The 23,266-nt window shown below is 74.8% G+C and carries 24 protein-coding genes and 1 riboswitch; of the genes, 16 read left to right on the top strand and 8 right to left on the bottom strand.

All coding sequences use genetic code 11. From position 1 onward, the window contains the following. Positions 1 to 28 precede the first annotated feature (28 nt). From ACFP3U_RS33165 to ACFP3U_RS33155, 3 genes are all read left to right on the top strand, one after another. On the top strand, positions 29 to 511 hold the full coding sequence (locus ACFP3U_RS33165; RefSeq protein WP_380229470.1) for a DUF5990 family protein: 483 nt from the start codon (positions 29 to 31) through the stop codon (positions 509 to 511). A 72-nt stretch (positions 512 to 583) separates the two neighbouring features. After that, positions 584 to 1,042, top strand: a complete 459-nt coding sequence (locus ACFP3U_RS33160; protein ID WP_380229469.1) for a hypothetical protein — start codon at positions 584 to 586, stop codon at positions 1,040 to 1,042. Positions 1,043 to 1,223: 181 nt separating this feature from the next. Further along, the gene (locus ACFP3U_RS33155; RefSeq protein ID WP_380229481.1) at positions 1,224 to 1,649 is read left to right on the top strand and encodes a multicopper oxidase domain-containing protein; all 426 of its coding nucleotides are present in this window, start codon (positions 1,224 to 1,226) and stop codon (positions 1,647 to 1,649) included. Between the two features lie 48 nt (positions 1,650 to 1,697). Here the strand turns inward: ACFP3U_RS33155 and ACFP3U_RS33150 are convergent, their stop codons facing one another. After that, complete coding sequence (locus ACFP3U_RS33150) at positions 1,698 to 3,866, bottom strand: HelD family protein (protein WP_380229468.1); 2,169 nt, start codon at positions 3,864 to 3,866, stop codon at positions 1,698 to 1,700. 189 nt (positions 3,867 to 4,055) lie between these two features. Further along, entirely contained in the window at positions 4,056 to 4,184 is a 129-nt protein-coding gene (locus ACFP3U_RS33145; protein WP_380229467.1) for a hypothetical protein, read from the bottom strand. A gap of 126 nt (positions 4,185 to 4,310) precedes the next feature. Here ACFP3U_RS33145 and ACFP3U_RS33140 point away from each other — a divergent pair, with 126 nt between their 5' ends. Together ACFP3U_RS33140 and ACFP3U_RS33135 are read left to right on the top strand one after the other, a co-directional pair. Next, entirely contained in the window at positions 4,311 to 4,784 is a 474-nt protein-coding gene (locus tag ACFP3U_RS33140) for a GreA/GreB family elongation factor (protein WP_380229466.1), read from the top strand. Positions 4,785 to 5,014: 230 nt separating this feature from the next. After that, positions 5,015 to 5,698 (top strand): DUF4360 domain-containing protein, encoded by a 684-nt coding sequence (locus ACFP3U_RS33135; RefSeq protein ID WP_380229465.1) that lies wholly within the window; start codon positions 5,015 to 5,017, stop codon positions 5,696 to 5,698. Between the two features lie 51 nt (positions 5,699 to 5,749). Here ACFP3U_RS33135 and ACFP3U_RS33130 read toward each other — a convergent pair whose 3' ends face one another. Both ACFP3U_RS33130 and ACFP3U_RS33125 read right to left on the bottom strand, forming a co-directional pair. Beyond that, entirely contained in the window at positions 5,750 to 6,430 is a 681-nt protein-coding gene (locus ACFP3U_RS33130) for a hypothetical protein (RefSeq protein WP_380229464.1), read from the bottom strand. Positions 6,431 to 6,743: 313 nt separating this feature from the next. After that, on the bottom strand, positions 6,744 to 7,397 hold the full coding sequence (locus tag ACFP3U_RS33125) for a GOLPH3/VPS74 family protein (protein ID WP_380229463.1): 654 nt from the start codon (positions 7,395 to 7,397) through the stop codon (positions 6,744 to 6,746). Between the two features lie 400 nt (positions 7,398 to 7,797). On the opposite strand from ACFP3U_RS33125, the gene ACFP3U_RS33120 reads away from it, so the two are divergent. From ACFP3U_RS33120 to ACFP3U_RS33095, 6 genes are all read left to right on the top strand, one after another. After that, positions 7,798 to 9,021, top strand: coding sequence for a hypothetical protein (locus ACFP3U_RS33120; RefSeq protein ID WP_380229462.1), 1,224 nt, complete (start codon positions 7,798 to 7,800; stop codon positions 9,019 to 9,021). Positions 9,022 to 9,203: 182 nt separating this feature from the next. Next, on the top strand, positions 9,204 to 9,719 hold the full coding sequence (gene lspA, locus ACFP3U_RS33115) for a signal peptidase II (protein WP_380229461.1): 516 nt from the start codon (positions 9,204 to 9,206) through the stop codon (positions 9,717 to 9,719). A 95-nt stretch (positions 9,720 to 9,814) separates the two neighbouring features. Next, positions 9,815 to 10,066 (top strand): hypothetical protein, encoded by a 252-nt coding sequence (locus tag ACFP3U_RS33110; protein ID WP_380229460.1) that lies wholly within the window; start codon positions 9,815 to 9,817, stop codon positions 10,064 to 10,066. 260 nt (positions 10,067 to 10,326) lie between these two features. Next, positions 10,327 to 10,887, top strand: a complete 561-nt coding sequence (locus ACFP3U_RS33105) for a TetR/AcrR family transcriptional regulator (RefSeq protein ID WP_380229459.1) — start codon at positions 10,327 to 10,329, stop codon at positions 10,885 to 10,887. After that, positions 10,884 to 11,891, top strand: coding sequence for a GNAT family N-acetyltransferase (locus ACFP3U_RS33100; RefSeq protein ID WP_380229458.1), 1,008 nt, complete (start codon positions 10,884 to 10,886; stop codon positions 11,889 to 11,891). The genes ACFP3U_RS33105 and ACFP3U_RS33100 overlap by 4 nt, the downstream gene beginning before the upstream one ends. Beyond that, complete coding sequence (locus ACFP3U_RS33095; RefSeq protein WP_380229457.1) at positions 11,888 to 13,135, top strand: MDR family MFS transporter; 1,248 nt, start codon at positions 11,888 to 11,890, stop codon at positions 13,133 to 13,135. The genes ACFP3U_RS33100 and ACFP3U_RS33095 overlap by 4 nt, the downstream gene beginning before the upstream one ends. 21 nt (positions 13,136 to 13,156) lie before the next feature. Here ACFP3U_RS33095 and ACFP3U_RS33090 read toward each other — a convergent pair whose 3' ends face one another. Next, positions 13,157 to 13,381: a hypothetical protein gene (locus ACFP3U_RS33090; protein ID WP_380229456.1), complete on the bottom strand. Its 225-nt coding sequence runs from the start codon at positions 13,379 to 13,381 to the stop codon at positions 13,157 to 13,159. Then, the gene (locus tag ACFP3U_RS33085; protein ID WP_380229455.1) at positions 13,378 to 13,719 is read right to left on the bottom strand and encodes a darcynin family protein; all 342 of its coding nucleotides are present in this window, start codon (positions 13,717 to 13,719) and stop codon (positions 13,378 to 13,380) included. The genes ACFP3U_RS33090 and ACFP3U_RS33085 overlap by 4 nt, the downstream gene beginning before the upstream one ends. Before the next feature lie 120 nt (positions 13,720 to 13,839). Here ACFP3U_RS33085 and ACFP3U_RS33080 point away from each other — a divergent pair, with 120 nt between their 5' ends. Beyond that, positions 13,840 to 14,571 (top strand): TetR/AcrR family transcriptional regulator, encoded by a 732-nt coding sequence (locus tag ACFP3U_RS33080; protein ID WP_380229454.1) that lies wholly within the window; start codon positions 13,840 to 13,842, stop codon positions 14,569 to 14,571. A 452-nt stretch (positions 14,572 to 15,023) separates the two neighbouring features. Here ACFP3U_RS33080 and ACFP3U_RS33075 read toward each other — a convergent pair whose 3' ends face one another. Then, positions 15,024 to 15,455 (bottom strand): SRPBCC family protein, encoded by a 432-nt coding sequence (locus ACFP3U_RS33075; protein WP_380229453.1) that lies wholly within the window; start codon positions 15,453 to 15,455, stop codon positions 15,024 to 15,026. A gap of 424 nt (positions 15,456 to 15,879) precedes the next feature. Here ACFP3U_RS33075 and ACFP3U_RS33070 point away from each other — a divergent pair, with 424 nt between their 5' ends. The 3 genes from ACFP3U_RS33070 to ACFP3U_RS33060 all read left to right on the top strand — a co-directional run bounded on the left by ACFP3U_RS33070 (position 15,880) and on the right by ACFP3U_RS33060 (position 20,647). Then, positions 15,880 to 18,594, top strand: coding sequence for a M4 family metallopeptidase (locus ACFP3U_RS33070; protein WP_380229452.1), 2,715 nt, complete (start codon positions 15,880 to 15,882; stop codon positions 18,592 to 18,594). A gap of 205 nt (positions 18,595 to 18,799) precedes the next feature. Beyond that, positions 18,800 to 18,919: riboswitch (cobalamin riboswitch) on the top strand. 112 nt (positions 18,920 to 19,031) lie between these two features. Continuing rightward, positions 19,032 to 20,102: a prenyltransferase/squalene oxidase repeat-containing protein gene (locus tag ACFP3U_RS33065; protein ID WP_380229451.1), complete on the top strand. Its 1,071-nt coding sequence runs from the start codon at positions 19,032 to 19,034 to the stop codon at positions 20,100 to 20,102. Positions 20,103 to 20,140: 38 nt separating this feature from the next. After that, on the top strand, positions 20,141 to 20,647 hold the full coding sequence (locus ACFP3U_RS33060; protein ID WP_380229450.1) for a flagellar hook-length control protein FliK: 507 nt from the start codon (positions 20,141 to 20,143) through the stop codon (positions 20,645 to 20,647). Positions 20,648 to 20,694: 47 nt separating this feature from the next. Here ACFP3U_RS33060 and ACFP3U_RS33055 read toward each other — a convergent pair whose 3' ends face one another. Then, positions 20,695 to 21,768, bottom strand: coding sequence for an NAD(P)-dependent oxidoreductase (locus ACFP3U_RS33055; protein ID WP_380229449.1), 1,074 nt, complete (start codon positions 21,766 to 21,768; stop codon positions 20,695 to 20,697). Between the two features lie 179 nt (positions 21,769 to 21,947). Here ACFP3U_RS33055 and ACFP3U_RS33050 point away from each other — a divergent pair, with 179 nt between their 5' ends. Continuing rightward, the gene (locus ACFP3U_RS33050) at positions 21,948 to 23,168 is read left to right on the top strand and encodes a glycosyltransferase (protein ID WP_380229448.1); all 1,221 of its coding nucleotides are present in this window, start codon (positions 21,948 to 21,950) and stop codon (positions 23,166 to 23,168) included. The last annotated feature ends 98 nt before the right edge of the window (positions 23,169 to 23,266 follow it).

Raw genomic sequence — 23,266 nt, 5'->3', positions numbered from 1 at the left:
GGCCGGTCGGGCCGGGGAGACTGTGCGCGTGCAGATCCGTATCGAAGCCGTCGACCTCCCCGGTCGCTCCTGCCCCGCCGGCCCGGGTTTTCCCGGCTACGGCAACGTCCATGTGGCCGTCCAGCGGCGCGCACGCCCCGACGAACTGCTCGACCTCCACCCCGGCGACGCCACCTCGGCCGCCTGGACGCTGGAGTGCGCGGCGAGCCCGCTCGCCGACGGCCTCGACGTCAAGGGGCCCCATGTCCAGGGCCGGCCCGGGCAGCGCTTCGTCTACCTGGTGTGGGGCGAGGTCGACGACGCGGGCGGGTTCACCATGTTCCGGCGGGCCAAGCTGATGCTCGACGGGGTGGACGGGCAGGTCCTGGCCGAGGCGGTGGCCGCCGGACGGCTGGTCGCCCGGCTCGGGCTGACGGACGCCTCGGGGCATCCGCTGTGCGCGGCCGTCCGCCCGCCGCGCGTGACGTGGTCGGCGGAGGAGACGACCGGGGGAGCGGAGCGCCGGGGCTGACCGGTCGCGGCCCCGGTGGCGCGGGGCCCGGTACGTACCCCGCACATACCCCGGTGGGGTATGGTGACCGCCATGTGCCGCCCGGACACCCGACCGCCCTCCCACGGGCCCGCCGCCCGTAACGAGGCGGCCGGGCGTCCGTACCGGGGCCAGCGGCGGTGGACGGGCGCGGCCCTCGTGCTGCTCCTGCTGACCGCCCTCGGGCTGATCGGGCACCACACCCTGCCGGCCGGCACGACACCGGCGGCGCACGCCACGACCCCGACGGCGACGGCGAGCCACCGGCACACCCCGGACCCCGGCAGCCACGCGACGGCGGTCGCCGCGCACCCCGTCCAGGCCTGCGCCGAACACCGGGTCTGCTCCTCCACGGCGCCCGCGCGCGGCGTCACCCTCGCCGCCCCGCCCCCGGCGGGCCCCGGCACGGCCGGACCCGTCGACCCGGCGCCGCGCCCGACGACCCACCCCGGCATTCCGTGGCCGGGCGCCCCGCCCCCCGACCTCGACATCCTCTCGGTCTCGCGCAGATAGGCGGCCCCACGGCGGCCGGGCACCGGAAGCCCCCGCCGCCGGCCGGCCCTGTCCACCGGCACGGCCGACAGCCGTGCCGACGCGCACACACGAGAGACCTCGATGACCGAGTTCACCGTCAACCGCCGTACCCTCCTGCTCGCGGGCCTCGGCGCCGGCCGTCACCGGCCGCCCCGCCGAGCTGGACGGCCGGATCCTCGCCGCCACCGACCTCCGGGCGGCGGACGAGGTCCGGCTGCCGGGCCGGACGCCCGACCGCACCCACCGCATCGAGCTGACCGGCGGGATGGCCGCGTACGACTGGGCGCTCAACGGCCGCCCCTTCGACATGGCCGACCCGGCGGCGCACCCGTTCCTGGTCGGCGACGGCGAGCGGGTCCGCCTGGAGTTCGTCAACCGGACCGACATGTGGCACCCCATGCACCTGCACGGCCACACCTTCCAGGTCGGTGCGGACGGTCCGCGCAAGGACACCGTGATCGTGCTGCCCGGTCGGACGGTGGTCTGCGACTTCGACGCGGACAACCCCGGCCGGTGGATGACGCACTGTCACAACGCCTACCACGGTGAGGCCGGGATGATGGGGCTGGTCGCCTACCGCGCCTGACCACCGCCGGGGGCGGCCTCCTCGGCCCCCGCCCCCGGCCCCGCCCGATCAGCCCTCCCGCACCACGACCGTGCACAGGCGCTTGGTGGCCCGGGTGAGCGCGACGTAGAGGTCCCGGTCGCCGCCCGGGCGGGCGGCGGTGATCGCGTCGGGGTCGACGACGACCGCCGTGTCGAACTCCAGACCGCGCGCCTCCGAGGCCGGGAGCAGCCGGGCGTGGCGGGTCACACCGGCCTCCGTCAGCGCCGGGACCGAGGCGTCCGGGCAGACCACGCCGATCAGCTCGCCGGGGTGCGCGGCCGCCTGCTCCCGCACCTCGGCGAGCACGGCGTCCGTCAGCCCGGCGGGCGAGGCCTCGCGGGTGCGGGGCTCCTCGCCGTGCCGGATCGAGCCGATCGGGGCCTGGTCGGGGGCGATCCGGGCGAGCAGCTCGCGGGTGGTGGCGAGGATCTCCTCGGTGGTCCGGTAACTGACGGTCAGCGTGCGCAGGTCGAAGCGGCCGCCGAAATGCGGGTCCAGCGCCTCGTGCCAGCCGCGCGCGGTGGTCGCCGGACCGGCCTGGGCGAAGTCGCCGACCAGGGTCATCGACCGGCCCGGGCAGCGGCGCAGGACCATCCGCCACTGGAGCGCGGTGAACTCCTGGGCCTCGTCCACCACGACGTGGCCGAAGGTCCGCTCCGGCGGGCCGTCGAGCAGGCTCGCCGCCTCGTCCAGCAGCGGCAGGTCGGCGTCGGTCCACGGCGCGCCCGGCGTGCGCAGCAGCACACCGTGCTGCTCGGCGGTGAACCCCGGCAGGTGCGCGGCCAGCGCCTCGGGGTCGGCGAGCAGCGCGTCCACCACCGCGCCGGGCGTGAGGTGCGGCCACAGCTCCTCGACCGTGCGCTCGACGAGGGCGTCGTCGAGCAGCTCGGCCCGCATCGCGTCCATGTCGAACTTCGGGCCGGTGTCGGCCGGATCGCCTTCGAGGCCGAGATTGCGCGGATCCGCGCCGGCGAACCGGTCGAGATCGAGGCCGGTCAGCGCCTCCACCTCGGCGTCGATCCGCTCCAGCGTCTCGGCGGCCTCCCGGGCCAGCGCGCTGGTCACCGCGTCGACCAGCAGTTCCTTGAACAACCCGCGGGTCCGGTGGTGCGCGAGACCGTTCGTCCGCGCGGCGTCACGAGCCTGGGCGACCTCCGCCTCGCCCAGGTGGACGTCCTCCTTCCCGACCCGCACCGTGAAGCCCCCGTACGGTGCCTGCCGGCCGCGCACCACGGCGGCCAGCGCCTCGGCGAGCGCCGCGTCGCCCTTGAGCCGGGCCGCCTCCGGAGACCCGACGACGGCGCCCGGCGCCGCCCCGGCTGTGCCGCCCGCTCCGGCTGCTCCGCCCGCCCTGCCCGCCCCGGCCTCGCCGTCCCCGTTCAGCCCCAGCAGCGGCCCGGCCAGTTCGGCGCAGGTCGCGAGGATGACGTCGTTCTCGCCGAGCGAGGGCAGCACCTGCGAGATGTAGTCCAGGAAGCGGGCGTTCGGCCCCAGCACGAGCACCCCACGCTCGGCGGCCCTCGGAAAGGCGTAGAGCACGTACGCGGCGCGGTGCAGCGCGACCACCGTCTTGCCCGTGCCGGGGCCGCCCTGGACCACGGTGACGCCGCGGTGCGAGGAGCGGACGATCGCGTCCTGCTCGGTCTGCAGGGTGGCCACCGCGGTGCCCATCCGCCCGGTGCGCCGCTCCTGGAGCGCGGCGGCGAGCGGGCCGTCGCCGACCACGTCCTCCGCCGTGGGCTCGGAGCCGTCGAGCAGCTCGTCGCTCAGCCCGACCACGGTGCGCTCGGCGAGGCGCAGATGCCGGCGCCGCCGCAGGCCCATCGGGTGCACCGGCGTCGCCTCGTAGAAGGCGCGCGCCGCGTCGGCCCGCCAGTCGACCAGGGCCGGCAGCTCGTCCTCCTCGCGCTGGAGGCTCAGCCGGCCGATCCGCAGCGCCGTGCCGTCCGCCAGGTCGATGCGGCCGAACACCAGCCCGCCCTCGGCGCCTTCGAGGCGACGCACCTCCCGGGCGAGCCGTTCGGCCGCCAAGTCCCGCTCGTACGCCTCGGCGGCGCCGTCCGCCGGCGTGGCCAGTGTCCCGACGAGCTGGGCCCGGGTCTCGGCGAGCCGGTCGTCGAACAGCGCGACGACGGCGGCCACCTCCGTCCGTTCCAGTTCCACCTGGTGTCCTACGTTGTCCTCGACCTGCGGCAAGGAAACGCTCCTCTCTGTTCGGCCTGTCACTATGCGAGGACGCGCGAGGAAAGTAAACGTTGACGTTGGGGCCTGGACTGTGTCCACGGACCGTGGACGGGCCGGGGGAGAGCTGACCAGGCATGAGCTGACGCCACGTCAATTCACCGGAGAAGTGCGGTCGGAGAAGCGTCCTCGGGAGGTCGTGACTCAGGACCCGTGCGGGGCCTGCTGGTCGTACGGCGCCCGCCGGCCGCCGTGGGGATTCCGGCCGTAGGGGCTGGAGCCGTCGTACGGGCTCCGGTTCTGCCCGTACCCGGTGGGACCCTCGCCGCTCATCGTGGCTGGTTCCCTGCCTGGGCCCGCCGCCGTCGCCGAGCCGGGCGGCAAGGAGTCCTGTTATGTTCGGATTGCCGGAATCAACCTGTGCCGCCCGATCGGGCGGCTCGACCAGGGAGGCCGGACATGACCGGTGCACCCGAGCCCATCAGCGCCGCCGGCCGTGCCGCGCTGGAGCGGGACCTCGCCGACCTGCGTACGGAGCGTGCTTCCGTGGCCGCCACCCTCCAGGGCGGCGAGGAGGTCGGCGACCGGGCCGATCAGGCCGACGAACTGCAACGGGCCGACGCGCTCGACCAGCTCGACGACAGGATCGCCGGGATCGAGGGCCGGCTGCGCGAGGCGGCGGTCGCGGGCGAGCCGAGCACCGAGACGGTCGGCGTCGGCAGCACCGTGACCCTGCGCTTCGCGGACGACGACGAGCTGACCGTCCGGATCGGCGAACTCGCCGAGGAGCTGGATCCGGACCTGGTGACCGCGGACAGCCCGCTCGGCCTGGTCCTGCTGGGCCGCCGGGCCGGCGAGACCGTCGAGTACGACGCCCCCGGCGGGCGGACGAGCGCCGTGGTCCTGTCGATCGGAGGCCGCGGCGGAGGGTGACGATCGCGGGCCCGGCGGGGCCGTAGGCAGCGGCGGACGGACGGAGCGCGCCCCGGCTCGGGCCGCGCACACCTGCCGGGTACGTCCGCCCAGGCGCCCCGGTGTGCGCCCTGCCGCGCCCCTGGACGGGGCCCGGAGCGCATGCTGACATGGACGCGTCAAACCCGCCGGTGGCCCCGCACAAGGAGGTGCGCGGCCCGCAGCCGGCGGGCGAGTGGGAGGAAGCGCCCATGACCCTTCGCACCCTGGTGACCCTTCGCACCCTGGCCGCCGGCACCGCCGCCGCGGCACTGCTCGGCACCGCCGTCGTCGGAACCGTCGGCACGGCCGCCGCCACCGGCTGGGACACCCCGCCGCCGGACAAGATCGTCATCGACGTCGCCACCGTCAACGGCTCCGGCTGCCCGGCCGGGACGGCCGCCGTCGCGGTGTCCCCGGACAACACCGCCTTCACCGTCACCTACAGCAGCTACGTCGCCCAGGTCGGCCTCGGCTCCAAGCCGACGGACTTCCGCAAGAACTGTCAGCTCAACCTGAACGTGCACGTCCCGCAGGGCTTCACCTACGCCGTCGCCGCCGCCGACTACCGGGGCTTCGCCCACCTGGAGAAGGGCGCGACCGCCGTCCAGCGCGCCAACTACTACTTCCAGGGCTCGCCGCAGACCGCGTACTCCAGCCACAGCTTCACCGGTGCGCTCGACGACAGCTGGCAGGTGACCGACCGCGTCGCCGTGGAGGCCCTGGTCTGGGCGCCCTGCGGCGAGCTGCGCAACTTCAACATCAACACCGAACTCCGGGTCGCCGCCGGCAGTTCGGACCCGACCAGGACCACCAGCTTCGTGACGATGGACTCCACCGACGGCAGCATCAACACCGTCTACCACTTCGCCTGGAAGCGCTGCCCCCTGGGCTGACCCCGGGTGGCGGCCGGGAGCGCGCCCGGCCGCCACCCTTTCGCGCGCTGCTCAGCCCGCGAGCTGACCCGGCCGGCCCGGCACCCAGAGCGGCACCGGGGCCGTGGGCGCCATGTGTCGCGCGGCGTGCTCGTCGAGGACGGCCAGCGCCCGGTCCACGTCGCCGTCGCTGAGCTCCGCCAGCGTCGCTGCCGCCGAGCGGGCGCAGGCCAGCACGAGCGCCAGCATGTCCTGCCGCCGGCAGTGGTCGCGGACGTACGCCCGGCAGCGTTCGACGACGTCCGCGCCGTACGCCTCCCGCTCGGCCGCCCCGACCGGGTCGTCGCCCGCCAGCGCCATCCGCACCCCGTACCAGACCAGCACGAGCGCGTCGGGCTCGGCCGGGTGCGACACCTCCGTCAGCCGCGCCCACTCCCGGGCCCCGGCTGACTCCCGCCCCAGCCGCTCCAGGGCCGCCGGACCGTCCCCCCGGTGGCGCCGGAGCACCAGCTCGGCCGCCCGCACCACCACGGCCCGCAGGACCGCCTCCGCCGGGATCCGCAGCCCCGGCGCCGCCGGATCGGCGAACGCCAGCCAGGCGTCCGCGAACGAGGCCGCCCGCATCTGCCCCAGCCACGGCGGCGCCCCGTCGACCAGCCCCAACCGCTCCTCAACGGCGAGCCGGACCAGCCCCACGGCCACCAGATCCGCGGCCCCCTCGTCGGGCCCGAGCCCGAACAGTCCGCTCCTCATGGAACACCCCCCGTCCAACGGTCCTCACCTTGTGTGCGCACATCCCACCACATTGAGACGCGAACGAACTTGCCCGCGCCCGCGATGAGACGCACGCCACGCCGCCTCCCCGCGCCCCACCCGGCACCGCCGCCCCCGCCGGTCGGCGGATGGACAAGCCCCCTGACCAGGTGCTTTACCAGCCCTGTCATGCTCGGGCCAGTCACGCGGTCGCCCCGCCCCGCCTCGCTCCGTCGTCGTAGACGACGCTGCAGCGCCCGGAGGAGGCCCGGTACCGCGCCAGTCGGCGGCGGAGTGCCGGCGGGCCGGGGAGTCAGCTGCCGCCCATGCCGCCCTGGGCGGCGACCATGGTCAGGTTGAGGCCGGACACCGCGCGGGCGAGGCCGGGGGTGTCGGGGGCGAGGCGGTCGGTGAGGGCGGTGATGCGGGCGGCGTGGGCCTTGCGGTCGTGGCGGGAGAGGACGAGCCGCAGGTGTCCGTGGGCGGCCAGGGCCGCGAGCACCGCGTCGGCGAACGGTGCCTCGGCGGGCGGACCGCCGGCGCGGACCAGTTCGGCCACGTGGAGCTGGAGGTCCTGGGCCTCGCGCGGGTCGTCGAGGGAGACCGCGCGCTGCGGCACGACGCGGCCGTGCGGGTCGCGGTCCGCCATGGTCACCACGCCGAGCGCCGCGAGCCGTTCCTCGACGGCCTCCAGGGTGTCGTCGCGGTTGCGCCGGATCCAGGCCTTCCAGGTGCGCGGCGCGCTGCCCAGTTCGGCGAGCAGGGCGTCCAGGACGCCGTCCCCGGTGGGGTCGGTGGAGACGACCTGCACGTGGCCCGACCCGTCCTCGGCGACGGCGCCCCGGTGGGCGAGCTCGGCCAGGGCGGCGGCGCGCACCAGGAAGCCGGCGCGGCTGCGGTCCTGGAGGGACTGGGCCCGGGTGTCGAAGGCCAGCAGATAGGTGGACAGGTGCAGCGCTCGGCTCATGCCACCGACGATACGGTGCCCCTTCCCGCCCGCCGTCCCTCCACGGGCGGAGCCGCCCTCCACCCGGGGGAGCACCACTGCTCCACCCGGGGGAGCACCCCGGCGCCCGTCCGTTCGCTCGTCCGTGCGCGCGTCCGTTCGCCCGTCCGTACGCCGGACCTCGACGGAAATACCCGAATCCCCTGACGCCCGTGGCTTGTTCCGACGGGGTGAATATCGGGCAAGGGAGGGAGAACGCGGCATTTCCGGGGCTTCGACGGCCGAATTACCGCACGGATCAGGACAACTGTCGGAACGGAAGGGAAAACCGGAAGTCCCGAGGGCTTTCGCGCGTTGGAATGGCAGCTGCGGACCCTTTCGTCGAGCCTACTCCGGTGGGCGAAGGCAGAGAAGAGATGCCATGGATGATTTCGCCGGTGAAACCTCCAAGCGCAACCCCGTCTTCTGCACCCTCGTCAATGCCACCCTCGATCTCGACCGTGACGACCTCGGGCACCCGGACCACCCCGGGCTGTGGGAGCGGCTGGTCCGTGACCGGCGGCCGGTTCACCGGCGGGGGCTGTACTGTCCGGACTGCCGGACCGTTCGCGACGCCCGCGCGTGGATGTACGTCTTCGAGCGCCAGGGCCTTCGTATTGCCGCCCACCACAATCCGCACCGTCACGGCAGCGAGGGCAGCGACGAGCGCGAGGCCTATCGGGAGCGCTACGTCCGCGCGGCCGAGAGCGCCGGACACCCGGTCGAGGTGGGCGCGGTCGACGCCGACGGCAGGCGGCTCGCCGACGTTCTCGTCACCGGGGCGGACGGGAAACGGTACGGGTTCGAACCGCAGTTGTCGTACCTCTCCGCCGCGTCGGTCCGCACCCGGGACGCCGCGGCCCGGGCCGACGGCATCACGGCGGTCTGGCACACGGTCGACCCGCGCTCGCCGCTGATCGACGTGGTCCCCTGGACCCGGACGGACGACCTGCCGGCGGCGGCCGTCCGCGACGACCGCGACCTGCTGGTCCGCGGGGGAGTACGGACCCTCACGCTGGAACTCTGCGACCGCATGCCCACACCGTGCCCCTCACGCAGACAGGGCAGCTGCGGGCGACGCCACGCGCGATGGGCGCCCCGGGCCCGGCAGTTCGACGACCTCGTCCGCGACATCGCCGCGGGGGACTGCGTCCCGCTCACCCTCAGGGCGAGCCGGGGTCTGCACCGGTTCTGGGCCTCGGCGGGCGACCGCGAGGCCTTCCTCGACAGCGGCGGCACCCTCGCCGCCGAGACGGACGCCGACGCCGACTCCGCCGCCCGCGGCGCTGCGTCGCGGCACACCGCGGCCGTGAGCCCGCACCCGCGCTCGCGCCGGGACACCCGTTGCGAGCGCGCCGGGACCGACCGGGCCGAGCGACGCCACCGGCGCTTCGCGACCCTCCCGGCCCGCGACCGCGGTGAGGCGATCTGGCTCCCGGAGCCGGCCGCCGCCCCCGCGCCGATCCTCCGGCCGGAGATCGCCCCGATCCGACGCGGCGTCTGCTCGGCCGGCCACGGCCCCTCCTGCGGCGCGGGCGCCCGGCTCTACCCCGGAGGCTGGTTCTGCGACGACCACCGACCCCGCGCGGCCCGCTGGCCCTCCTGACCGTCAACGAGCGTTCTTCCTGGCGGCGTTGAGCAGAATCACCCGTGGCCCGGACTCCCACCGCTGCTCGCCCTGGCTTGCTGTCGACGCGTCAACGTGGTCCGGGCGCTCCTACGCGACGGACGGCCCTACCAAGCCGGCCCCGCCCACCACCCACGTCGTCGGGTCGTAGAGTGCGGTGCATGCCTGAAGGACGTTCCGTGATGCCCGCCGTGCTCAAACGCCGGGTTGTCATGCTGGCCTTGGCCGCTGCCGTCACCTCCGCCGACCTCGCGGCGAAGGCGTGGGCGGATGCCGCCCTGCCGGGCGCCCCCGTCGAAGCCGGGCTGCTCGACCTGCGCCTGGCGCACAACGCGGGCGTCGCGTTCTCCCTCGCCGCCGAGGCCCCCGCCTGGACCGTCCTCGCCTTCACCGCCGCCGTGACCACCGCGGTCGCCGTCCTCGTCTGGCGGACCGCCCCCACCGCGGGGCGGCTGTGGCGCATCGCGCTCGCCGTCGTCCTCGGCGGCGCCGCGGCCAACCTCGCCGACCGGGCCGCCGACGGCGTCGTCACCGACTACCTCGCCACCACCTGGTGGCCCACCTTCAACCTCGCCGATGTCGCCATCACCGTCGGCGCCGTCCTCCTGATCGCCGCCGGCTGGCGGGCGGACAAGGCCCGACCGGCGTCCGCAGACGGCCAGGACGAAGAGCGATAGGCCTCATCGCCGGGGCGGATCCCACCGGTCGCGGTTGATCCGCCCCGCCCTTACCGTCGTTCCCGGGGGCGGGATCGCCGGCACGGGAGACCAGGATGCGGCACTACCGATGGGTTCTGGAGACACAGGACGACGACGGCCACTGGTCCCGGCGGGACGACACTCCCATGCAGGATCCGCTGGAGTACGACGGTCCGCCCCAGCAGGCGGCCAACCACCTGCGCGACGTCTTCGTCCGCACCCTCTCCCGACCCGCGCCCGGCCCCCGGGCGATCAGGATCCTCCTCTGGGACGGGGCCGACACCGCCGGCCGACCCCAGGCCGAGGCCGAGTGGTCACGCGAGTGACACCCCCGCCCCCGCGGCCGTAGCGCACGCCTCCCGCCCGCCGGATCCGCCCGCCCACCCGGCACTGAACACCGGCGTGCACCGGGGCGTCCGCACGGCGTCACCGCCCTCAGCCACCTCTTACCGCCGACGCCCCCTGTCTCGCCACCGGGTTCCGGCGACTTCTGCGCCGTGGTAGCGTATCAAGCGTTACGCAACCGACGTTATGCAAAAGGACTGGCATGCCCCGGCAGGTGGATCAAGAGGAGCGGCGGGCGACGATGTCGCACGCGGTGTGGCAGGTCGTCTCGGACAGCGGACTGGAGGGGCTGACACTGCGGGCGGTCGCGGCCTCGGCGGGGTGCACCACCGGGATGGTCACGCACTACTTCCCGGACAAGAAGGCACTGCTCGCCCATGCCCGCTCCGAGATGCACCGCCGGATGGCAGCCCGCATCGACACCCTTCCCACCGGCCCGACCCCCCGCGACACGCTCTACACCGTGGCGGAGCAGGCGCTGCCGCTGGACGACGAACGGTTTCTGGAGGCCGTGGTCTGGTCCCAGTTCCTGCTGACCACCCGCAACGACCCCGCGCTCCTCGGCGAGCACATCCGCGGCCATGCCTCCTGGATCAGCCGCCTGGCCGCTCTGGTGCGCGCGGCCTGTCCGGACCGTCCGGAGCCGGCCGTCCTCGACAGCCGGGTGCGCAGCCTCGTCGCCTGCCTGGACGGTCTCGCCCTGAACGCCGTCACCGCCCCGGACGCCTACCCCCCGGACCTCCAGCGGCGCGTCCTGGAAACCCAGCTCGACCTGATCCTCGAAGGGAGCCGCAGTCTGTGAGCACCAGCGACCTGACCATCGCCGAGGCCGTCCCCGACGACCCCCGCGTCCTCCACCTGGTCCGCGAGCTCGACGCCGACCTCGCCGCCCGCTACCCCGATGAGCCCTGCACCGGCGGGGCCCACCTCAACCCCGGCATCCGCTTCCTCCTGGCCGAGGCCGGCGGCGAGCCGGTCGGCTGCTGCGCCGTCCAGCCTTTCCCGGCGCCGGACACGGCGGCCGAACTCAAGCGCATGTACGTGGCCCCGCACGGGCGGGGCCGCGGCATAGCCGGCAGGCTGCTCGCCGCGGCCGAGCGGACCGCCGTCTCGGCGGGCCACGACGAGATGCGCCTGGAGACCGCCGTCCACCAGCCCGAAGCCATCGCCCTCTACACCCGTTCCGGCTACACACCCATCCCCAACTACCCTCCCTACCAGCACAAGACGCTCAGCCGCTGCTACGCCAAGCACCTGCCGCTGCCACCGGCACAGGCCCAGGACACGGACGACCTCGCGGCCTTCGTCACGAGCCAGGGCCTCTCGCCGCAGGGCATCCTCGCGCCCGGCACCCGGTACTGGCTCACCAGGGACAGCGCGGGGCCGGCCGCGGCCCTGGGCCTGGAACGCCAGGGGCACTGCGTGCTGCTGCGCAGCGTCGCGGTCCGCCCTGACCTGCGCGGGCACGGGGCCGCGCGGCGGCTGGTGGAGCGTGTTCTCGCGCAGGCGGCCGCGCAGGGGGCGCGCACGGTCTACCTGTTCTCCACCGATGCGGGGCCGGTGTGGGAGCGGCTCGGCTTCCGCCCGGTGCCGGTGTCCGAGGCCGCCGGCGCCTTGTCCGACACGCCGCAGGTCCGCCGGTACCGCGACGGCGGAACCCTCGCCGACGAGGTCGCGTGGCGTCGCGACCTCCCCGACGCCGGAACGAGCCCCGCCACCGGGCACCGCGAGGTGGCCGCCGCGACTCCGGGCCGCTCCGCGGCCGACGGCGGCGCCCCGCACACGGCACCGGTCACCGGCAGATGAGAAGCGCCGTCTCCGGGCTTCCGCGCGCCTTCTGGTGGCTGTGGACGAGCATCCTGATCACCCGCCTCGGTTCCTTCCTCGCCCCGTTCCTGGTCCTGTATCTGACGACGGAACGCGGCTATTCGGTCAGCTTCGCGGGTGTGGTCGCGGCGCTCTACGGCGTGGGCGGCGCGGCCGCCTCCCTGCTGGGCGGCGTCCTGGCCGACCGGGTGGGACGGCGTGCCGTGCTGCTGATCACCCAGCCCGTGGCGGCCGGGCTGACCGCGGCCCTCGGCTTCGCGGACCGGCCCGCGCTCATCGCCGTACTCGCGTGCGCGGTCGGCGCGGCGAGCAACACCTCCCGCCCGGTGGTGCAGACCATCCTGGCGGACGTGGTTCCCCCGGCCGACCGGGTGAGGGCGTTCTCCCTCTACTACTGGGCCCTCAACATCGGCTTCGCCGTGGCCTCGGCGAGCGCCGGCTTCCTGGCCGTCTACGGGTACCGGTGGCTGTTCATCGCCGAGGCGCTGACCATGCTGCTGTCGACGTTCGTGATCTCCGCCAGACTTCCGGAAACCAGGACGGAACCCGCGAACACCGGTGAGCCCGGCGCCGACCGGCACACCACCGGGCTGCGGACCGTGCTGCGGGACAGGCCGTTCCTGGCGGTCGTGGGCCTGGCGTTCGCGCTGGTCGTGGTGTTCCAGCAGGCATCCGTCGGCCTGCCGATCGCCATGCACCGCGACGGGCTCACCGCTGCCCAGTACGGGCTGGTGATCAGCGTGAACGGCCTCCTCATCGTCGGCCTGCAACTGCCCCTGGGCCGCGCGCTGCAAGGCCCGCACCCACGCCGTCCGCTCATCCTGGCCGCACTGCTGTGCGGATGGGGCTTCGGCCTGGGCGCGTTCGCCGGCGGTGCGGCCGTCTACGCGGTGAGCGTGGTCATCTGGACGCTCGGCGAGCTTCTGCACGCGCCGCTGAACATGCAACTGGTCGCCCGACACTCCCCGAGCCACGCCAGGGGCCGCTACCAGGGCGTCTACGCCATGGCCTGGTCGACCGCGAACATCACCGCACCCCTGGCCGGCGGCACCGTCATCGACCGCTTCGGCCCCGACGCCCTGTGGGCCGCCTGCGCGGCCGTAGGCACCTGCGTCGCCGTCGGCTACTGGGCCCTGCTGCGCGAACCCGACCGGCACCGCCCGGCAAGCAGCCCGAGCACCACCGGCCAACACCCAGGTATCACCACAGGATCATGTCCGTAGGTATCAGAGGCTTCACGTTGGTCACCTATGCTGCCATGCCCGATGTCCGGCGCCACGTCGTCGAGCAGGACGGCGGCCGCGATCTGTGCCGCGGCCAGGGCGGCGAGGAGTTTGGGCGTTCGCGTCGTGCCGGGCGAGCAGGTCGACGTCGCCGGTGACGAACAGGCCGGCGAGCGCGGCCTGCGCGAGCGTGTCGAGGAGGAACGCGCACGTCAGTGCCCGGATCAGGGTGATCGGCGCACTCATGCGGCGGCCCCGGCGGCGAGGCTGCGCTCGAAGTGCTCGTGGCCGTCTTCGATGCCGAGCACGACATCCTTGAAGGTCAGGTAGCCCTGCCCGACCAGCGGGGTGTCCCGCAGCTCCTCGATGAGGAAGTAGTAGGCCGTCAGGTCCTCGGTCTCCAGTAGCGCGAAGTCGCTGAACCGGGTCTGGAACGCCTCCGCGTCGAAGAACCGGGCCCGCACCCGGTCTGCGTACTTCTCCACCAGCGGCGCGATGTGGGTCGCCTTGAGCCGCTGCCGCTCGGAGCGGGGCAGAGCGAGCCACTGCGGCGAGAACGAGTAACCGAGCATGACCACGTACATCGGGCGAATCCCCCAGGAGTAAGGGCAGGCTGACATGGCGTGAGGTCTTCCCACGCCTCCAACAAGTGCTGACGGTGTAAGCTACAGCTGACAGTGTCAGCAAAGTCAAGTGGAGATGGGATGCCCGACCAGCCGCTCACCCGCCGCGAGCGCCAGCGCGAGCAGACCGCGGCGGAGATCCTGACCGCCGCCCGGCACCTGCTCGCCGTCGACGGGCCGGCCGCGCTCACCCTGCGCGCCACCGCCCGCGAGGTCGGCATGACCGCCCCTGGGGTCTGCCGCTACTTCCCCGACCACCGCGCCCTCGTCCAGGCCGTCGTCGCCGGCCTCTACCGCGACCTGGCCGCCGAGCTCGAAGCCGCCCGCGACGCCCGCCCCGACGCTCCCACCGCCGACCGGCTCGCCGACGCCGCCCGCGCCCTGCGCCGTTGGGCGCTGGCGCACCGAAGCGAGTTCACCCTGCTGTTCGGCAAGCCCGTCCCGGACGCCGGCACCGCCCCCGAGGACCCGGCCCACGACGCGGGCTGGCGCTTCGGCCAGGTCTTCCTCGGCCTGATGACCCAGCTCTGGCGCGAGGGAGCCATCCAGCCGCAGGCCACCCCAGACCTGGCCCCGGCCTGGTGGTCCCAGTACGACGACCTGCGCGAACACCTCACTCAGGACGTCCCCCTGCCCGTCCTGCACCAGTTCGTCCAGGCGTGGACCCGCATCTACGGCCTCGTCGCCCTAGAGGTCTTCGGCCACCTCGACTTCACCCTCGCCGACCCCGAACCCTTCTTCCAGCAGACCCTGAGCGACGTACTGGCCGAGCTCGGTGCGGCCGTGCCGGTACAGGAGCGGCCCCAGAACTGATCCTTGGCCGGCCAGGGTCGAGCCCCGCTGTTCTTTGAGCTTGGGAGGGCGGTAAGGGGGAGACCGAGACCAGGAGACGGTGAAGGTTCGGACCGCTGCGCAACAGTGATTCGACGTCCCAGGGCGCTCGCGGACCAATCGTGGTGCGGCGATTCGCTGAGGGCGACTCTGCTGAGGAGCTGACGCGCCTGCTTCACCCTGCCTCCTTCGATCACGCTGCTGCAGGGCGGGTCTTCTTTGCCTCCTACCAGTCGGTGCAGGACACGGCCGGCCGATTGGACAGAGGAGAGTGCTGGGTGGCCATGCAGGGGACTGAGCTGGTGGGAACCGTGACGCTGGCGGCCCCGTACGAGGCACCGGACGGGTACCCAGCCCCGGCGGGAGCGGGCTCGTTGTGGCAACTGGAGGCGACAGCCGGTTCGGCCGACCGCCGAACGGCCTGACGCGGCTGCTCAAACCTCCGAGCCGCGGGACCGGGGCGCTGCGGTGGCCAGGCCGTCGGCCATGCGCTGCATGAAGCGCGTCAGATACCACTGCCAGAACCGGCCGGACAGCGGGAGTCTCGGGGTGAAGACGGCGGACCAGCTGATGTGGGTACCGCCCTGCGGCGCCTGTGCGAGGTCGACGGTGCCCCGGTAGGAGCGGAAGGGACCGCCGACCGTCTCGTAGCCGAACCTGCGGTCGGAGACGAGTTCGACGACGCGCTCCCGGGAGAACGCCCGGCCGGTGCGGAACACCCTGGTGTCGCCCACCTGTTGCAGGGCGCCCGGGTCACCGCCGCCCTCGATCTCGGCGGAGTCGATCGGTGACCACGACGGCCAGGTACCCGCACGTAGGAGCAGCGCGAAGACGGCGGCGGGCTGCGCCGGCGAGTGGGACGTCACGGCATAGGAGTAGTGAGTCGCTTTCACAGGAGTTCGCCTGCCCATCTGTCGGCGCGTTCCGGGAACGGTGCCACTACGGTACGGCCACGATTTTGCCTCTGATATGACAGATCATCAAGTTATGGTATGCGGCCTGCACTTCATCGAACGGGCAGCTCGCGGCGATCAGGATGGCGCGGCAGCGGGGGCACGTGATGGGCGGGTGTTGTCCCACGGGGATCGATCATCCTCAGTGTCTGCCGGTCTACATATTCAGTCTATCGACATATGCAGAGGGATGGCCTATGTTGATCCGCATGGCGGGCGGCCGGTTCCGGAGAACGGACGAGCCGTGGGGTGGGGCGTCCGCTGTTCACGTGTGGTCCGGCAGGCCGTCGGACCGTTTGCTTCCCGTGGGAGGACCGCAGTGCATCACCGTTCCCGTATGCCCGGACCCAAGTTGCTCGGTGTCGCGATCGCCGCCGTGCTCGGCCTCGGTGTGGGCGTGCCACCGGCGTTCGCCGCCCCCGCCGCTGATGCCGATCCGGTGCCCGGGCTGGTCGCCGGGGCGGAGACGGCTGCTCCGCAGCTGGTCACCGGGCTCGCCGAGGCGGCTCCCGGTGCCGGTCCGGGCGAGGCGGCCCGGGCGCATCTGGCCGCCCATCAGGACCGTTACCGGGTCGACCCGGCGCAGCTGGCCGAGTCCGGGACGGAGCGTGCCGCAGACGGTCGGCGCACCGTCAGGTTCGAGCAGCGGTACGGCGGGATACCGGTCTTCGGGGCCAGGTACCTGGTCCACCTGGTCGGCGAGGGTGCCGGGCAGCGGGTCGAGTCGGTGGGCGGCAAGTACTTCACCGGCCTCGCCGCCCCGACCGCGCAGACCGTGCCGGACGAGGTGCTGCGCAGGCTCGCTGTCGACGCGGTCCGGGATCCGGCGGCCCGCGAGGGTGCCGTCGCCGAGGACCATGGCCTGCTGGTGCTGCCCGGCGGCGCCGGCCGGCTGGTCCGCCACTTCACCGTGTGCGGGACCGACCCGGCGCACTGGGCCGCGAAGGCGCGCGAGGTGTTCGTGGACGCCACCGTCGGCGAGGTCGCCCTCAGTTACGAGGTTCGCGCTCCGTCCGCCCCGGTCGCTGAGGCCCCCGCGGCCAAGGCCGTCGGCCTCGAACCCGCCACCGGTACCGCCCCGGACGCCCTCGGCCGCCCGACGCGGGTGAACATCGGCCGGCTCCCGGACGGCACCTACCAGCTCGTCGACCTCACCCGCCCCGCCACCGTCACCACGTACGACGCGGCCGGCCGGGACGTCATGGACTTCGAGCGCTCCCTGCCCGCCGACGCCCGCCCGGCGGCCTCGGCGACCACCGACTTCCCGGCCTCCACCGGCACCAGCGGCGCCACCGACGCCCACCTCAACGCCGCCGCCGTGTACGACTTCTACCGCGACCGCCTGGGCCGCGACGGGATCGACGGCAAGGCCGGACCGATCACCTCCGTGGTCAACGTCACCAGCAACGGCGAGCCCCTGGAGAACGCCTACTGGGACGGCGAGAAGATGATCTACAGCGGTGGCAGCGAGAAGCGCCACCCGTTCTCCGTCGCGCGGGACGTCGCCGGCCACGAGATGACCCACGGCGTCGTCAAGTACACGGCCGGGTTCGTCAACCTCGGCCAGTCCGGCGCGCTCGACGAGGCCGTCGCGGACTACTTCGGCAACGCGATCGAGGTGACCAGCCGGGGCATCCCGATGACCGACCCGAAGGCCGCGCTGCTCGGCGAGGGCCTCTGCCGCACCGGCACCCCCGAAGCCTGCGCCGACCGGCGGATGGACGACCGCCGCACCACCGTCGCCGACTACATCGGGGTGCCGTCCGGCGTCGACAGCGGCGGCGCGCACCTCAACTCCACCATCGTCTCGGGGGCGTTGTGGGACATCCGGCGCACCCTCGACCCGCTCCTCGCCGACCGCCTGGTCTACCGCGCGCTCGCCGAGTACCTCACCCCGCTGGACGACTTCGTCGACGCCCGCAACGCGGTGCTCGCCGCCGGTCGCGCGCTCGGCCTCGACCGTGCCCAACTCCGCACCGTCGCCGGGGCGTTCGACGCGCACGGGATCAAGGACGGCTGGCAGCGGCGGATCGGCGTGGACAGCCGCCCGCTGCTGCGCGAGCTCTCCAGCGAGAGCATCGCGCCGGACGTCGCCGCCGGCCGCTGGGTGGCGGCCACCGCGGGCAAGGGCGCCAAGGGCAGCATGGCCGTGTTCGCGGGAGCCGTCGGCGGCTCCGCCGAGCCCGTCCGGCTCAGCCCCGAGGACGGCCGCTCGCACGGCTGGCCCGCCACCGACGGCACGTCCGCCGCGTGGGTGGCCATGGGCCCCGGCGCCGACGGCACCTGGGGCACGGAGGTGCTGGCCCGGCCGCTCGACGGCGGACCGGTGCGCAGCGTCCACCGCGCGGTGAACGCGTTCCTGAGCGGCGTCCGGGTCGCCGGCGGCGACGTGGCCTTCGTGGGGAACGACCCCGCCACCGGGAAGGCCGGGCCGATGCTCTCCCGCGACGGCGCCCCGGCGGTGGGGATCCCGCTGCCGGACGGCCACCGCGCCTCCGACCTCTCGCTCAAGGACGGCCTGCTCGCCTGGACGGAGAGCTGGGAGGCGGGTGAGCGGACGGTGAGCGCGCCGACCGTCTACTCGATCGCCGCCGGCAAGGTCGTCGCCCAGTACGTGGTGGACGACGCGAACGCCCCCGGGACCGAGGTCGGCAGCACCCGCCTCGCCGGCGACCGACTGCTCTGGGTGGAGTCGCCCGCCGACAGCACGAAGGGCAGCGCGATCCGCTCCGGCGCCCTGGACGGTTCCGGCGTGACCGACCTCCTCCCCGGCGGCAGCGGCGCACCGCACCGGATCCGCAGCCTCACCGCCTCCGACCGCGCGGTCACCTTCGGCGACTACGGCCACCGTGCGACCAAGGGCACGAAGAACGCCGACCTGCCGAAGCTCTGGCAGCTGCCGCTCACCGGCGGCACCCCCGAGCGGCTCTCCTGCAACCGCGGCGGCCAGTACGGCCCGGCGGCCGACCGGGGCACCCGGGTGGTCTGGCTGGACGCCACGGCGGGCCGCACCGATCTGGTCGTGCGCGAGCGCGCGGCCGGCACCTGCTGACCGGACGGCGGCTGCCCCGGGGTCCTTACCAGGGCGCCTGACCCCGGCGCCCGGACCCCGTCCGCCCCCGGTCGATCGCCCGCCCGGCCGCCGCACCCGCGACGGCCGGGCGGGCCCATGTCGTGCGGGGGGCGGTTCGATCCACCGGGGCTGGACCGGCCCTGACCTCTTGTCAGTTTGTCAGCAGAGCCGACATCATGAGCCGTCATGTTCTGACTCCGCCGTCGGGGGAAGTCCGGTCGAATTCCGGCGCTGACCCGCAACGGTAGGCCGCCGACGGCAGTCGGCGGCGAGCCCGAGTACCCGTCGGCGGAGGTGTGTGCCCCCCTCCTCCCGTCGTGGTCTGCGGCCAGGGGCCCCAGGAGCCGGCCGGCGGACACCCCGGGCGGCGGCCGGCGGCACCCGTGCGCCCAGGCCCGGAAAGGCCTCCCGTGCCCATGACCGTGCCCCAGACCGAGACCAAGACCCGGAATGTGTTCCGCCGCTCGCTCGGCCCGCTCGCGATAGCCGCGCTCGCGCTGACCACGGCTCTCCCGGCCGCCACCGCCGCCCCGGCGGCCCCGGCCTCCGGCGACACCGCCTCCGCCACCCACCGCCCGGACGCCGCCGCGGCCGGGTGGCTGGCCCGCCAACTCGTCGACGGCGACCACTTCGAGTCGGTCTTCGACGGCACCGCCTACCCCGACCAGGGCCTCACCGTCGACGCCGTCCTGGCCTTCGCCGCCGCCCGCAGCGCCGACCAGGCCGCCGCCCGCGCCACCGCCTGGCTCGCCCGGCCCGACATCCTGAGCGGCTACCTCGGCGACGGCACCACCGAGGCCTACGCGGGCGCCACCGCCAAGCTCCTGCTCGCCGCCGAGGTGCGCGGCGGCGACCCGGCGGCCTTCGGCGGCGTCGACCTGCCCGCCCGGCTGCGCTCGCTGCTGACGCCGACCGGTCGCTTCTCCGACCGTTCGCAATGGGGCGACTACAGCAACGCCTTCGGCCAGTCGCTCGCCCTGCTCGCCCTCCAGCGCACGCCCGGCGGCGCCCCGGCCGCGGCCGCCGACTTCCTGGCCGCCGCCCAGTGCGCCGACGGCGGCTTCCCGATCGCCTTCGGGCAGCCCGCCTGTGCCGCCGACACCGACGCCACCGCGCTCGCCGCCCAGGCCCTCGCCGCGACCGGCCGGGCGGCCAAGGCCAAGGCGGGCCTGGACTGGCTGACGGCCCACCAGAACGCCGACGGCGGCTTCGCGGCGGCCGGTGCCACCGCCTCCAACGCCAACAGCACCGGCCTGGCCGCCTCGACGCTGCTCACCGGCGGACGGTTCGCCGCTGGGCTCAAGGGCTGGGGCAGCCTGGTGAAGTTGCAGCAGGGCTGCGCGGCCGACCCCGCCGTGCGCGGCGCCGTCGCCTACGACGCGAGCGGCTTCAACCCCGCCAACGCCGCCCGGGCCACCGCCCAGGCCGTCCTCGGCCTCTCCGGCCAGGGGCTGGCCGGCCTCAGCGCCCAGGGCGCCCGCCCGTGACTGCCCGCCCCCGCGCGCCGCACCCGAGGAGCACACCCATGACCACCACCGCCCGACCCGCCCGACCTGCCCGCACCACCCGCCGCACGCTCGGCGCCCTCGCCGCCGCCGCGGCGCTCACCGCCGGCCTGCTCGGCGTCTCCACCGCCACCGCCCCGCCCGCCCGGGCCGCCGCCTGCACCGGGACCTCCGGAGTCACCGTCGTCGTCGACTTCACCGCCCTCGGGGGCGGCATCCAGACCGGCTGCGCCCCGGGCGACCCGGCCAGCGGCCTCGCCGCCCTCACCGGCGCCGGCTTCCCGTACGCCTTCCATCCGCGCTTCCCGGGCTTCGTCTGCAAGATCAACGCCCTGCCGGCGAGCTGCACCAACCCGACCGGCACCGCCTACTGGTCGTACTGGCACGCCGCGCACGGCGGTCCGTGGTCCTACAGCAACCTCGGCGCGGGCTCCTACGACCCGGCCCCGGGCGACGTCGAGGGCTGGTCCTTCGGCGCCGGCACCCAACCGGGCATCACCGCCCCCCTGACCCCCGGCACGGCCTGACGCGGTCCCCAAGCGCGGGCCACCGCCTGACCGGCCATCAGCGCAGGTCAGGCGGTGGCCACCGGCACACCGTCCGGGCGCCCGCTCAGGAGCGCCGCGATGTGGTCGGCGCAGCGGACGGCCGCCTCGGCCATCGCGCTGCGGGTCATCCCGGCCACGTGCGGGGTCAGCAGGGCGTTGGGGAGTCCGAACAGCGGTGAGTCGAACGCGGCGTGCTCGTGCGCGAAGGTGTCGACGGCCGCCGCCGCGAGGGGGTGGGTCGGGTCGCGCAGGGCGTCCGCCAGGGCCGACTCGTCGACGATCCCGCCGCGGGCGGTGTTCAGCAGGATCGCGCCCGGCCGCAGCAGCGCCAGCTCCGTCCGGCCGATCAGGCCCCGGGTCTCCGCGGTGAGCGGCAGGTGGACGGAGACCACGTCGCTGGCCGCCAGCAACTCGGCGAGGGAGCCGGCACGAGGCACCCCGTCCCCAGGGGCGGGGTGCCGACCGAGGCCCTGGACGGTCATGCCGAGGGCGCGCGCCCGCCCGGCCAGGGCCCGGCCGATCCGGCCGAGGCCGAGGATGCCGAGGGTCAGCTCGGACAGGGCCCGGGCGGGCGCCGCCGGGCTGCGCCAACGGCCCCGGTGGGAGGACTCGTTGTGGGCGACGAGGTCCCGGGTCAGCGCGAGGAGCTGGGCCAGGGCGAACTCGGCGACCGCGTCGGCGTTGGACCCGGGCGTGTGGGTGACGGCGACCCCGTGGCGGGCGGTGGCGGCCAGGTCGACGTGGTCGGTGCCGGCCCCCGCCCGGCCCACCACGCGCAGCGGCGCGGCCGCCCGCGGGCCGGCCGTCCGGGCCCCGGTGGCGGCGGCGAGGAACGCGGCGCGCAGCGGCACCCCGGCCCGGGACTTGACGGCGTGGTGGCCTCCGCCACCGAGGGTCTCGGCGATCAGCGCCGCCTCGTCGAAGGGGTCGAAGTCGGTGAACTCCACCCGCCCGGCCCAGTCGGCCCGCACGGCGGTGTGGTCGGCGACCCGGCGCAGGTTCAGCGTGACGGCCAGCCCGTGGCCGAGCAGGCGCTCCAGCTCCACGCCCAGCAGGTCCCCGGGAGCCGCGTCCAGCAGCAGGATCCGATGCCGCCCCATGCGGTCCCCCTTCCTTCGCACCGGACCTTACCGGGCGTCGGGGTGGGGCAGCGGATCTGAGTGATCATCATCACCGCCGTCTCCAAGCTATAGCGGACCGGGGGGCTTGCCGCAAGGCCCCGGTGACGTCGCAGAATCACCCTCCGAAATCGATGTGCGGGGACCAGGGAGGGCGCGAGATGCGAGTTGTGCTGTCGACGTACGGGTCGCGGGGGGACGTCGAGCCGCTGGCGGCGCTCGCGGTGCGGCTGCGCGACCAGGGCGCGGACGTGCGGGTGTGCGCTCCGCCGGACGAGGAGTTCGCGGCGCGGCTGGCCGAGCTGGGCGTGCCGCTGGTGCCGGTCAGTGACGCGGTGCGCGCGCTGGTGACCGGGGCGGCGCCGGCGCCGACCGACTTCCCCACCCGGGTCGCGACCCTGACCGCCGCCTCCTACGAGGCGGTCCTCGGGCAGGCCGAGGCGGGCGGCGCGGTGGTCGCGACCGGCCTGTTCCCGAGTGCGGCCGGCGCGCGGGCGGCGGCCGAGAAGCTGGGCGCCCGCTTCGTCTACGTGGGCCTCCAGCCCACGATCCTGCCGTCGCCGCACCACGCGCCGTTCCAGTACCCGGGCCGGCCGGCGGCGCCCGAGGGCGCCGACAACACCAAGCTCTGGGAGCGGGACGCCGAGAGCATGAACGCGCTGTTCGGCGGCCCGGTCAACGCCCACCGGGTGTCGGTCGGCCTGCCGACGGTGGAGAACGTCCGCGACCACGTCCTCACCGAGCGGCCGTGGCTGGCCACCGACCCGACCCTCGGCCCGTGGCGGCGGCCCGCCGACCTGGACGTGGTGCAGACCGGCGCCTGGCTCCGGCCGGACCCGCGCCCGCTGCCCGCCGAGCTGACCGCGTTCCTGGACGCGGGCGAGCCCCCGGTGTACGTGGGCTTCGGCAGCATGCCGATGCGCGGGTCGGCGGACGTCGCCCGGCTGGCCGTCGACGAGGCGCGCGCGGCGGGCCGGCGGGTCGTGGTCGGCCGGGGCTGGGCGGAGCTGTCCGAGGGCGACGGCCGGGACGACTGCTTCGTCGTCGGCGAGGTGAACCACCAGGCGCTGTTCGCCCGGGTGGCCGCCGTCGTGCACCACGGCGGCGCGGGCACCACGACGGCCGCCGCCCGGGCCGGTGCGCCGCAGCTGGTGGTGCCGCAGATCGTCGACCAGCCGTACTGGGCCGCCCGGGTCGCCGAGCTGGGCATCGGCGCGGTGCACGACGCGGCCGTCCCTACCGCCGAGTCCGTGGCCGCCGCGCTGCGGACCGTCCTGGCCCCGGAGACCCGGGCCCGGGCGGCCGTCGTGGCCGGCGAGATCCGCACCGACGGCGCCGAGACGGCCGCGCGACTGCTGCTCGACCCGACCACCTCCCGGTAGCCGGCGGGCGCGTCACCGTCCCGGGCCCGGGACGGTGACGCGCCGCGTTGTGCGCCCAGCATGGGCGATTGCTTGAGGGTGAAAGTCCCTTGGGGGAA

It is taken from the genome of Kitasatospora misakiensis (assembly GCF_042656005.1).
Taxonomy (GTDB): Bacteria; Actinomycetota; Actinomycetes; order Streptomycetales; family Streptomycetaceae; genus Kitasatospora; species Kitasatospora misakiensis.
Note: the sequence above shows the minus strand (reverse complement) of the source record. Positions and strands in the feature narration are given on the sequence as shown.